This is a genomic window from Streptomyces sp. NPDC056061 (assembly GCF_042266885.1).
GTDB lineage: Bacteria > Actinomycetota > Actinomycetes > Streptomycetales > Streptomycetaceae > Streptomyces.
Map to the genome: position 1 here is coordinate 152,577 of NZ_JBHJWQ010000019.1, position 11,388 is coordinate 163,964.

The 11,388-nt window shown below is 71.0% G+C and carries 9 protein-coding genes and 1 pseudogene; 8 read left to right on the forward strand and 2 right to left on the reverse strand.

Annotated elements, in window-relative coordinates:
• Positions 1-95 precede the first annotated feature (95 nt).
• From ACFC79_RS25335 to ACFC79_RS25360, 6 genes are all read left to right on the forward strand, one after another.
• Positions 96-1,844, forward strand: a complete 1,749-nt coding sequence (locus ACFC79_RS25335) for an enoyl-CoA hydratase-related protein (protein WP_376243990.1) — start codon at positions 96-98, stop codon at positions 1,842-1,844.
• Positions 1,841-4,240: a carbamoyltransferase HypF gene (gene hypF, locus ACFC79_RS25340; RefSeq protein ID WP_376243993.1), complete on the forward strand. Its 2,400-nt coding sequence runs from the start codon at positions 1,841-1,843 to the stop codon at positions 4,238-4,240. Before ACFC79_RS25335 ends, hypF begins: the two co-directional genes overlap by 4 nt.
• A 44-nt stretch (positions 4,241-4,284) precedes the next feature.
• On the forward strand, positions 4,285-4,599 hold the full coding sequence (locus tag ACFC79_RS25345) for a HypC/HybG/HupF family hydrogenase formation chaperone (RefSeq protein ID WP_376244028.1): 315 nt from the start codon (positions 4,285-4,287) through the stop codon (positions 4,597-4,599).
• Complete coding sequence (gene hypD, locus ACFC79_RS25350; RefSeq protein WP_376243995.1) at positions 4,596-5,720, forward strand: hydrogenase formation protein HypD; 1,125 nt, start codon at positions 4,596-4,598, stop codon at positions 5,718-5,720. Before ACFC79_RS25345 ends, hypD begins: the two co-directional genes overlap by 4 nt.
• A complete protein-coding gene (gene hypE / locus ACFC79_RS25355; RefSeq protein ID WP_376243996.1) occupies positions 5,713-6,825 on the forward strand; it encodes a hydrogenase expression/formation protein HypE in 1,113 nt (370 codons plus the stop codon). The genes hypD and hypE overlap by 8 nt, the downstream gene beginning before the upstream one ends.
• A gap of 688 nt (positions 6,826-7,513) precedes the next feature.
• Positions 7,514-8,419, forward strand: coding sequence for a universal stress protein (locus tag ACFC79_RS25360; RefSeq protein ID WP_376243998.1), 906 nt, complete (start codon positions 7,514-7,516; stop codon positions 8,417-8,419).
• Between the two features lie 286 nt (positions 8,420-8,705).
• Here ACFC79_RS25360 and ACFC79_RS25365 read toward each other — a convergent pair whose 3' ends face one another.
• Both ACFC79_RS25365 and ACFC79_RS25370 read right to left on the reverse strand, forming a co-directional pair.
• Positions 8,706-9,311: a CBS domain-containing protein gene (locus ACFC79_RS25365; protein WP_376244001.1), complete on the reverse strand. Its 606-nt coding sequence runs from the start codon at positions 9,309-9,311 to the stop codon at positions 8,706-8,708.
• A gap of 566 nt (positions 9,312-9,877) precedes the next feature.
• Positions 9,878-10,649: pseudogene (locus ACFC79_RS25370) on the reverse strand (hypothetical protein); the annotation flags it as partial.
• Here ACFC79_RS25370 and ACFC79_RS25375 point away from each other — a divergent pair.
• Together ACFC79_RS25375 and ACFC79_RS25380 are read left to right on the forward strand one after the other, a co-directional pair.
• On the forward strand, positions 10,534-10,827 hold the full coding sequence (locus tag ACFC79_RS25375) for a transposase (protein ID WP_376244004.1): 294 nt from the start codon (positions 10,534-10,536) through the stop codon (positions 10,825-10,827). The pseudogene ACFC79_RS25370 and the gene ACFC79_RS25375 sit on opposite strands and share 116 nt — an antisense overlap.
• Before the next feature lie 60 nt (positions 10,828-10,887).
• On the forward strand, positions 10,888-11,388 hold a 501-nt coding region (locus tag ACFC79_RS25380; protein WP_376244006.1), incomplete at its 3' end, for a winged helix-turn-helix domain-containing protein.

Genomic DNA, 11,388 nt, shown 5'->3' on the forward strand with positions numbered 1-11,388 from the left:
GCCGGGCGGGGCTGGGTGCGGACCGTGACCGAGCCGGTGAGGATCGCGGCAGGCGGCCCCGTATCCGCGCGGGCCCGACGACCGGGAGGCGAGCGATGCGCATCCTGCTGATCGCGAGTGCGGTCAACAGCCTCACCCAGCGCGTCTTCGCCGAACTGGGCGAGGCGGGTCACACCGTGGCGGTGGAACTGGCGCTCGGCGAGGAGTCCCTGCGGGAGGCCGTGCGCCGGTACGCGCCCGAACTGGTCCTCGCTCCGATGCTCACCACCGCGATCCCGCGGGACGTCTGGTCCGCGTACACCTGTCTCGTTGTCCATCCGGGCCCGGTCGGGGACCGGGGCCCCTCCTCGTTGGACTGGGCGATTCACGAAGGCGCCCGCGAGTGGGGTGTGACGGTGTTGCAGGCCGACGCGGAGATGGACGCCGGAGACGTGTGGGCCTCCGTGCCGTGTGCGCTGCCCTCCGTCGGCAAGAGCGATCTGTACCGCGGCGAGATCGGCGACGCCGCAGTGGAGGCGGTACTGCTCGCGGTCCGGCGGCTGACCTCGGGGCGGTACCTGCCGCGGCCCCAGGGAGGTGACGACCGGGGCGGTACGCGGCGCACCCGGCCCTACTTCGATCAGAGCCTGCGGCGTATCGACTGGGCATCGGACACCGGCGAAACGGTGCTGCGCACGTTGCGGGCGGCGGACTCGCAACCGGGTGTGTTGGACGTGATTGCGGGCGACGAGTGGTATCTGCACGGTGGCGGCGCCGAGGACACACTGCGCGGCCGCCCGGGTGAGATCCTGGCCACCCGGGCGGGCGCGATCTGCCGGGCGACGGTGGACGGCGCGGTATGGATCCCCGAACTGCGGCCCCGGCGGCAGAAGGGCGGCCCGGCCACCTTCAAGCTCCCGGCCACCCTCGCGCTCGGCGAGCGTCTGCCGCCCGTACCGGAATTGCCCGCTCCGCTCCGGTGCCCCGGGCACCGCCGGACCTGGACGGACATCCGTTACCTGGAGGACGGCCCGGTCGGCTTCCTGCACTTCTCCTTCCCCAGCGGCGCGATGAGCACCGAGAGGTGTGCGCGCCTGCTCTCGGCGTACCGCTTCGCCTGCTCCCGGCCGACCCGCGTCCTGGTGCTCGGAGGGGGGCGGGACTTCTTCTCCAACGGCATCCATCTGAGTGTGATCGAGGCCGCCGCCGACCCCGCCGAGGAGTCGTGGGCGAACATCAACGCCGTGGACGATTTGGTGGAGGCGGTTCTGACCACCATCGACCGGCTGGTCGTGGCCGCGCTCGGCGGGAACGCCGCGGCGGGCGGTGCGATGCTGGCGCTGGCGGCGGACGAGGTGTGGTGCCGCAGTGGGGCCCTGCTCAACCCGCACTATCGCCTGATGGGCCTGTACGGCTCCGAGTACTGGACGTACACGCTGCCCCGCAGGGTCGGCCCCGGGCAGGCGGAGCGCCTGATGCGGCGTGCGCTGCCGGTGACGGCGGCCGGGGCGCTCGGCCTCGGACTGGTGGACCGTGTCATCACCTGCGCGCCGGGGAACTTCGGCGCCGAGGCCGCCCGCCTTGCCGCACACATCGCCACCGCGTCGCCGGTCCAACGACGCGTCGAGGCCAAGAAGGCGGTGCGGGAGCGGGACGAGGCGGTCAAACCACTGGCCGCCCACCGAGCGGAGGAACTGGCACACATGCGCCGTTCGTTCTTCGATCCCGATGCCCCTTATCACGTGCTGCGCGCGGACTTCGTGCGCAAGCGGCGGCCACGGTGCACTCCGGCGCACCTGCGGGATGCCGCACTACACGTCGGCCCGCGTGCCGCGGCGCACGGACAACCACCGGCCGGCCGGTGAGGGCGCCGCGACCTGAGTCCAACGCGACGGCTCCCGAGCGCCGTCGCGTCACAGTGCGTGGTGTCGTCCAGGGAGTGGGATTCCGGCCCTTCGTCTTCGTGCTCGCCCGGGAACTCGGGCTCACCGGCCATGTGACCAACACCCACCGGGGGGTGGTCGCCGAGATCGAAGGCGCCCCGTCGGCAGTTGCCGTGTTCTGCGACCGTGTCCGCCTCGACGCACCGCTCTCGGCCATGGTCGATTCCGTCACCCACCAGGTGATCCCGGCAACTGGCACTGGTGGATTCGCCATCCTCCCCTCGCCGGCCGGCGGCCATCCCGCCACCTTCGTCGCACCGGACACCGCTACCTGCGAAACGTGCCTGAAAGAGCTGACCGACCCCGCCAACCGCCGCCACCGGCATCCGTTCCTCACCTGTACGCACTGCGGACCGCGGTTCACGATCACCACCGGGCTCCCGTACGACCGGGCCAACACCACAATGGCCGCCTTCCCCATGTGCTCCGACTGCGCCCGGGAGTACAGCGATCCCGCCGACCGGCGCTTCCACGCACAGCCGGTGTCCTGCCACGCCTGTGGTCCACAACTCCGGCTGCTGGAGCCGGGCCGGGAGGCGGCGCAGGTGACGGGGGCGGAGGCCCTGCACCGCGCCCGCGACCTGCTCGCTGCCGGGGCGGTCGTCGCGGTCAAGGGTCTCGGCGGCTACCACCTGGCGTGCGACGCCGAACATCCGCAGGCTGTTCGTACGCTGCGCCGTCGCAAGGACCGTGGTGACAAACCGTTCGCCGTCATGGCCCGGGATCTCCGCGACGTCGAACTCCTGGCCCATCTGTGCGACGCGGAACGAGCGCTGCTCACCGGCCGGGTGCGGCCCATCGTGCTGCTGCGCCGACGCCGTGGAGCAGCACGGCCCGTAGCTGCCCCGCAGCTCTCCGACGCCGTGGCGCCCGGCAGCCCGGACCTGGGCGTCATGTTCCCCTACACCCCGCTGCACCAGCTGCTGCTCGGCCTGCCGGACGACCCGCAGGGCCCGCGGCTGCTCGTGATGACCAGTGGGAACACCGCGGGAGAACCCATCGTCACCAAGGACCAGGAAGCGGTCGAACGGCTCTCGCACCTGGCCGAAGCATGGCTCGTGCACGATCGGCCGATCCACGCGCCGTGCGACGACTCGGTCGTACGCGTCTGCGACGGCGAGCAGTTGCTGCTGCGCCGCGCACGCGGCTACGCCCCCCTGCCACTCGTCCTGCCTGCTCCGGTGCCGGCAACACTAGCCGTGGGCGGGGACCTCAAGAACGTCTTCTGTCTCGCGGAGGGGCGGCAGGCATGGCTGTCCGCCCATGTCGGTGACATGGACGACCTGGCGACGCTGGAGGCGTTCGAGCGGGCCGAGGGGCAGCTCGAAGTCCTCACGGGTATCAAGCCCGCCCTGCTGGCCACCGACCGCCATCCGGGCTATCGCTCCGCCGCATGGGCCCGGCGCAACGCGGCCGGCCGGGCGGTGCACGGTGTGCAGCACCACCACGCCCACATCGCGTCCGCCATGGCCGAGCACGGGCTCGTCGGCGATCACCCGGTCATCGGCGTCGCCTTCGACGGCACCGGTTACGGCGACGACGGCGCGATCTGGGGTGGCGAGGTACTGCTCGCCGACTACTCCGGCTTCCGTCGTTTCGCCCAGCTCGCGTACGTACCGTTGCCGGGTGGGAACGCCGCCGTGCACCGCCCGTACCGCATGGCCCTGGCGCATCTGTACCAGGCGGGCCTCGCCTGGAGTGGTGACCTGCCCTGCACCGTGGCCTGCCCGACGGAGGAGCGGCATCTGCTGCTCCGACAGCTCCAGCGGAAGCTGGGCTGCGTTCCCACCTCAAGCATGGGACGGCTGTTCGATGCCGTCTCCTCACTGGCCGGAGTGTGCCAGCGGTCCGGATACGAGGCCCAGGCCGCGATCGAGTTGGAAGCGGCAGCGCTCGGCGAGGGCGGCATCGACGAACGGCCCGGCTACCCCTTCGTCGTGCGACCCGCCGCTGCACGTGCCCCGACCGCCGAGCTGATCGCCGACCCCGCGCCGGTGCTGGCCGCCGCCGTCGCCGACCTGCGGACAGACGCCGGTCCACAGGTGATCGCGGCACGTTTCCACCGCGGCGTGAGTGATCTCGTCCGCCGTCTCTGCGCCGCGGCACGCGAGCGCCACGGGCTCCGGACAGTCGTCCTGACCGGCGGAGTCTTCGCCAACACCCTGCTGTCGTCGGCCTGCGGTAGCGGTCTGCGACAGGACGGCTTCACCGTCCTGCGTCAGCACCGGGTGCCCCCGAACGACGCGGGTCTCGCACTCGGACAACTCGTGGTGGCCACCCGTGCGGCATCACCGCCCCGCCACCCGGCGCGCGCATGACGGACGACGGCGAACGACGGTCACCGGACGACGAGGAGAACACCATGTGTCTGGCGGTACCCGGCAAAGTCAGCTCGATCGGGGAACAGGACGGCGTCCGGATGGCCGTCGTCGACTTCGGTGGCGTCCGCAAGGAGGTGTGCCTCGCCTACCTGCCCGATCTGCGGGTGGGCGAATACGCACTCGTGCACGTGGGATTCGCCCTGCAGCGCCTGGACGAGGAATCCGCCGAGCGCACTCTGGAGCTGTTCGAGGCCCTGGGGATGCTCGAAGAGGAGTTCGGCGACCCGTGGCGCGCCGCCGACGCCGCCGCCCCCGCGTGTCCGCTCACCCCCGGCCCGGTGTGGGAGGAGCGGTGAAGTACATCGAGGAGTTCCACGACCCGCGCCTGGCCCGGCGCCTGCTCGATGACATCCACTCCACCGTCACCCGCCGATGGGCGCTGATGGAGGTGTGCGGAGGGCAGACACACAGCATCATCCGGCATGGGATCGACCAACTCCTGCCCGATGAAGTGGAACTGATCCATGGTCCCGGGTGCCCGGTGTGCGTGACGCCGTTGGAGGCGATCGACAAGGCCATGCGGATTGCCGCCCGGCCGGAGGTGATCTTCTGCTCGTTCGGCGACATGCTGCGGGTTCCGGGCACGGACCGGGACCTGTTCCAGGTCAAGAGCGAAGGCGGCGACGTACGGGTGGTGTACTCACCCCTCGACGCGGTGCGGATCGCCCGGGACAACCCGCACCGCGAGGTGGTGTTCTTCGGCATCGGCTTCGAGACGACCGCACCCGCCAACGCCATGACGGTGCATCAGGCAAGTCGGCTGGGAATCCGTAATTTCAGCCTGCTGGTCTCCCACGTGCGGGTGCCCCCGGCGATCGAAGCGATCATGCGGGCGCCGGGCTGCCGCGTCCAGGCGTTCCTCGCCGCCGGGCACGTCTGCAGCGTGATGGGCACGCATGAATACCCGCCGCTCGCCGAGCGGTTCCGGGTGCCGATCGTCATCACCGGCTTCGAACCGCTGGACATCCTCGAAGGGATCCGCCGGGCTGTGCGGCAGCTGGAGCACGGCCGGCACGTCGTGGAGAACGCCTATCCGCGGGTGGTCCGCCCGCAGGGCAACCCCGTGGCGCGGGCGATGCTGGACGACGTCTTCGAGACCACCGACCGCGTCTGGCGCGGCATCGGCGTGATCCCCGGCAGCGGATGGCGGCTGTCGGAGCGCTACCGCGCGTACGACGCGGAAGCGCGCTTCGCCGTGGAATCGGTTCGGGCCGAGGAGCCCGCCCTCTGCCGCAGCGGCGACATCCTCCAAGGTCTTCTCAAACCAACCGACTGCGAGGCGTTCGGCACTGCCTGCACCCCTCGCAACCCGCTGGGAGCCACCATGGTGTCCGGAGAAGGCACCTGTGCGGCCTACTTCCGGTACCGGCGGCTCAACGCGTCCGCCCCACAACAGGAGACGAGTTTTCTTGTCTGACACCTGCCCCACCCCGACCGGTACCACTACGCCGCCCCCACGGCTCCGGCACTCCGATCCCGGTCTGCCGGCCCTCACCTGCCCCACGCCGCTCCGCGACCGGCCCACCGTGACGATGGGCCACGGCGGAGGCGGCGTGATGTCGGCCGAGCTCGTCCAGAACCTGTTTGCCCCGGCCTTCGGCGGCGGCGTGCTGTCCCAGCTTACGGACTCCGCGGCCGTATCGCTGGGCGGCGTCCGCCTTGCCTTCTCCACCGACTCCTTCGTGGTGCGCCCGCTGTTCTTCCCCGGCGGCAGTATCGGCGATCTCGCCGTCAACGGCACCGTCAACGACCTCGCCATGAGTGGCGCCCGCGCGGCCTACCTGTCCTGCGCCTTCATTCTTGAGGAAGGCACCGACCTGTCGCTCGTCGCACGAGTTGCGGAGACACTCGGTGCTGCCGCACGCACCGCGGGGGTAGAGGTCGTCACCGGCGACACAAAGGTCGTCGAAGTCGGCCACGGAGACCGGATCTACGTCAATACAGCAGGGCTCGGGCTCATCCCGCCCGGGGTCGACATCCGCCCCCAGCGGGTGGTCCCCGGCGACGTCGTGATCGTCAGCGGACCGATCGGCGCCCACGGCGTGGCGGTCATGAGCGTCCGCGACGGGTTGGAATTCGGCGTGGAGATCGAGAGCGACTGTGCCGCACTCGGTGGCCTCGTCGACACGATGCTGGGCATCACGCCCGACCTGCACGCGCTGCGCGACCCCACCCGTGGCGGCCTCGCCGCAGCACTGTGCGAGGTCGCCACGGCCGCAGACGTCGGTATCGCTCTCCAGGAGAGCCGCGTGCCGGTACCGCCCGAGGTCGAGAGCGCCTGCGCGATGCTCGGCCTGGACCCGATGTACGTCGCCAACGAGGGCAAGCTCGTGGCCTTCGTCCCGCCCGAACACGCCGACGGGGTCATCGCCGCCATGAGGGCGCACCCGTTGGGCGCCGGAGCGGCGGCCATCGGCACATGCGTGGCATCCCATCCCGGCATGGTCGTGGCACGCACCGGGCTCGGGGGGACACGCGTGATCGACGCGCCCCTCGGCGAGCAACTGCCCCGTATCTGCTGACCGGCACCGCCGTGGGCACAGCGACGCGGGACGGGCCCGCCCGACTTCACGTGTCAGCCTTCCCGGATGACGGACCGCCCTCCCCGCCGGTGCGCCGGCGGTTCGGCCGGGTTGCCGTGCCGCGGTCGGAGCGGGCCCGCGGCGACCCGGACGGTGTGAACCCGCCGCCATGGCTCGCGGTGGCCGGAAGCTTCCGGGCCGGGGCGGACGCCGGTCTCCCGCCTCCCTTCGCGGCGACCGGGCCGGTGGCTCGGGAGCACGAACGGCGCGGCGTCGTCGTTTGTGGGCCACGGGTCCTTCCTGTCGGGTACGACGCCGTCGGCGCGCGTCGCCTCCGCCCGGACCACATGCCATTCGATCTGCAAAAGTCCGAGCGGAGCGAGTCGGCCCCGTGGTCGGGGAAGGCAGCTGCCCCTGGCGTACCGCATGGTGTTCACCCCAGGTGTCCTTGTGACGGGCCGAGGCCCTTCCGCGCACCGGGCCGACCGGGGGCCTGTGCTGCGTGCTCTGCCGACGGGCCCGATGAGCGGGAGTCCTGAAGGCCCATACCCTGCCCACCCGCGGCAGACGGCCGACAGGTCTCCATCGGGGCCGAACGGCCCATGGCGGTGGAGACCGCAACGGTGCCAGCGTGAGGGTGCCGGCTACGGGGCGTGTGTGAGCCCCGGCGCGGGCCGAAGGAGGAGCCATGGACATCGAAAACCCCGTCCGGTCCGAGCTTGCCGAGGTCGTCGTGGGAATCGACGGTTCCCCCTCCGCGCGGACCGCCGCGCTCTGGGCCGCCGCGGAGGCCGACCGCCGGTCCCGCCCCCTGTGTCTCGTGCACGCCATCGACACCGATCGGCACGCGCGCGCGAGCGACGCGAGAACGGCCCACGCGGTGCGCGAAGCAAGCCACGACCTGCTGGCCGAGACCGTGGACGCCGTGCGGGAACGCTTTCCGGACCTGGACGTCACCAAGAAGACCGATCAGCACGAACCGGTCTCCGCGCTCCTGATCACCGCCGGACGGCAAGGAACGGTCGTGGTCGGGAGCAGAGGACTCGGAGGCTTCTCCGCCCTTCTGCTCGGCTCCGTGGGGCTGGGGGTGGCGGCTGGCGCCGAGGTGCCCGTGGTCGTGGTGCGCGGGGAGGCCGAGCGCCCGGAGTCGGGCTCGGTGACCGCGGCCGTGCGCGATTCCGCGGACCTCGGGTGGCTGCTGCTCGCTGCCGCGGAGGCAGACATCCGGAAGGCGGCGCTGCGCATCGTGAGCGTATGGAACGTGCTCGCCCACGTCGGCACCGTCGCGACCATGCTCGACGACCTCGACGAGATAGCGCAGCGACGGGTGCGCGACATCAAGGAACTCGCCGACCGCGTGCGCGAGAGGTACCCCGGTCTGATCGTCGGCCACCACGTGGAGGCCGCAACGAGCACCCCAGGGGCCTTGGTCGAGGCGAGCGCCCACACCGATCTGATCGTGATGGGCCGCGGCCACCCCTCGACGTGGCTGGGGCCTTCTCTCGGACGCGTCGCCCACACCCTCGTCCACCACGCGCACTGCCCGGTGGAGATTGTTCCGGCAGCCTTCGCGACCCCGGGCAGCACGCCATGAGCGGCCTTCTGTTCGGAGCCGATCCCAGGCGACCGGATGTCCCCGCGCATTGCTGGGCCGATGCCGAGGCCGGAATACAGACGTCTGCGCCTGCGCCTGGTGGTCGCGCTGCCCCGGCCCACGAGCGGCTGTCCTATGACGTCCTCGGCCACACGAACACCTGCGGCTGCAGGCGGAACCGGCGCTCGCCGACGCGGAGGATCTCGTGCAGGAACGGCACCCAGACGTGAGGACCTCGCCCGAGCTCATGAACGGGGGACCGCTGCCGTACCGGTGGGTGCGGGCGTCACGTACCGGCGCCGGTGCCGTCCTCGGGGCGGAGCCGGTCGACGACCCCCACGACCCCGTCGGCACTGTTGCACAGCCTGAGGAGGACCGGTACGAGTCCGGGGCGGCGAACGGTGCCGCTGAGGGTGACCAGTCCGTCCTCGACGTCCACGGAGAGATCCGAGGGGCTCAGTCCCAGCGTGCGGGTGATCACATCCTCGATGATCTCCTCCTGGATCGCCCGGTCCCTGCGGAGCAGCAACTGGATGAGATCGCTTCGGCTCAGCACACCCACGAGCCGGCCGGAGTCGTCGGTCACGGGCAGCCGTTTCACCTGGGCCCGGTCCATCACGCGAGCGGCCCGCACCACGCTCCACCCGGGCCGGGCGATCACCACGGGGCTCGACATGAGTGCCCCCGCGGTCTCAAGTCGGGAACCGACGGCGCGCCGACGTACGAGATCGGCTTCGGAGACGACTCCGAGCGGCCGGTTCGCCTCGTCCACCACGCAGACCGCGGTGATGTCGAACTCGTCCAGGAGCCTGGCGATCTCCTTGAGGCGTGTCTCCGGCACGACACTGACTACCGCCGGAGTCATCAACTCGGCGACGCTGCGGTGCCTCATTGCCGGTCTCCTTCCGTACTCCGTTCCCGCTGCCACCACTCAGGATCGCCGGTATCCGCCCCTTCCGGCGAGGGCCGTCCGGCCCTCGGGGCCGAACTATCCCGCCGAGGCGTTCCCGCTTGCATGGGGACCACGGTTCCGCAAGGGCCCTTGCGGCGATCCGGTGTGCCATCGCCAGCACATCCGGACCGCGCATCCAGTTTCTCTGAACTACCATGTGTCGCCCGCAACCGGGTCTGGGTCGCGCGCCGCCGCCTGCGGGCCCCGCTCACCCCCGTGAACCTGGTGGAGACGCGGACGTTTCCCGGCGGCGTGGTCCGGACCAGGTACGAGACGAGGCGCTGAGCAGCCTTCCGTTGTCTGATGGCATGGATGGTTCTGCCCGCCGGGAATGAGCGGGCAGGCAGTGCCGGGATGTCTTGTCGTCGGGGACCGCGGGGAGAACGGGGGGCAGTGTTCTGTCCCCGCGGTCCGGCTGGGCTGCGGGGACAGAACCGGGGCGGCAATGGCTGGCCTGGCCCGGGAGTCGGTGGCGTGGGCTATCGGGTCCTGAAGCGGCGGTAGAGGTTGCGGGCCACGTAGGTGCCGGGGCTGCCGAAGCCGACGATGTCCACGTTGCCGTCGCCGGTGACGTCGGCGAGGAGTCGGAGGTGCTTCTTGCCTGCCCATCCCTGGGCGTGTCCGAAGTCGTTCAGGACGAGTTGGGGGGCTCGAACGTGCCGTCGCCGCGCCCGCGGGAGACGACGACGCCGTGCGGCTGGGGTTGTCCTCGGTCGAGTTCCATCCCTGGTCTACCCCGAAGTCGTCGAGGACATAGAAGGGTTCGGAGAACTTTCCGTCCTCGTCCTGGAGCGATACCCAGACGCCGTCGTCGTGGCAGCCGACGATGTCGAGCCTGCCGTCGCCGGTGGTGTCGGCGAGGAAACGCGGATGCTTGTCGGCCAGCCATTCGCCGGCCTGCTTTCCGTGTTCGAACTCTTTGAGGACCAGCTCGCCGCCCGTGGGCGAGAACGTTCCGTCCTCGTCCCGGGCGGACACACGGACACCGCCTGTGCACAGGACGACGACATCGGGCCTGCCGTTGCCCGTCATGTCCGCCAGGGACCACAGATCCGCCGGATTCGGGGACGTCGCGCCCTGGTGCAGGGGACTTTTGTCATCGAATGTCCCGTCGCCCCTGCTGGACGAAGTCACAGCCCCCTTCGTGGATCTGATCCCCACGATGTCCGCCCGCTCTGTTCCCGCGGTGTCGGCGAGGAACCGCGCACCGGCCCCGGCCCAGAAGCCCAGTTGCCCGTCGGCGGAAGGGGCGAATGAGCCGCTCTTCCACCCTCCGGCGCCGACGGGAACGAGGCGCCACTGCTGGCCCCGGCTGCCGACGGAGTTCGGCGCCTGGTCGACCATCCACAACCGCTTCCGGCAGTGGCGTGGCGCCGGCGTGTTCGAGGCCCTGCTGGAGGGCCTGATCGCGGAAGCCGCGAAGCGGTGCGAGGTGGACCTGTCCCTCGGCTACTGAGGTTGAACTCGTGGTGTCGTAGGGGCTGACGGCTTGTCGTCCGTGCGGTATCACCGATGCATGCGGTATCCACAAGGGGGCGGGCTGACCGCCGAACGGCAGTTGTTCCGCGAGGAATTACGGCTCCAGGCGGCGGAGCGGTTCGCCCTGGGCGAGGCGAGCTCGGTGATCGCCAGGGACTTGCGGGTCAGCGTCCGCTCGGTGCAGCGATGGCGGCAGGCATGGCAGGAGGGTGGTCCGCGGGCTCTGCGGTCGCAGGGACCGGCGTCGCTGCCGAGGCTGAGCGAGAAGCAGTTCACGCAACTGGAGGCGGAGCTGGCCAAGGGGCCGGCCGCGCATGGGTGGGAAGATCAGCGCTGGACCCTGAGCCGTGTGAAGACGGTGATCGGCCGGCGCTTCCATATGACCTACACCGTTCAGGGCGTGCGCAAGCTGCTGGTGCGCAACGGCTGGTCCTGCCAGGTGCCGGCCCGTCGCGCGATGGAGCGGGACGACGACGCGGTGGCCGGATGGGTCAAGGAGGTGTGGCCCTGCGCGGAAGGCTCGCGGCGGCCCGTGGAG

Bases quoted from the DNA above. Each gene is read 5' to 3' on its own strand.
- ACFC79_RS25335 (WP_376243990.1), top strand. From the start codon at position 96: ATGCGCATCCTGCTGATCGCGAGTGCGGTCAACAGCCTCACCCAGCGC.
- ACFC79_RS25345 (WP_376244028.1), top strand. From the start codon at position 4,285: ATGTGTCTGGCGGTACCCGGCAAAGTCAGCTCGATCGGGGAACAGGAC.
- ACFC79_RS25360 (WP_376243998.1), top strand. From the start codon at position 7,514: ATGGACATCGAAAACCCCGTCCGGTCCGAGCTTGCCGAGGTCGTCGTG.
- ACFC79_RS25365 (WP_376244001.1), bottom strand. From the start codon at position 9,311: ATGAGGCACCGCAGCGTCGCCGAGTTGATGACTCCGGCGGTAGTCAGT.
- ACFC79_RS25375 (WP_376244004.1), top strand. From the start codon at position 10,534: ATGTCCGCCCGCTCTGTTCCCGCGGTGTCGGCGAGGAACCGCGCACCG.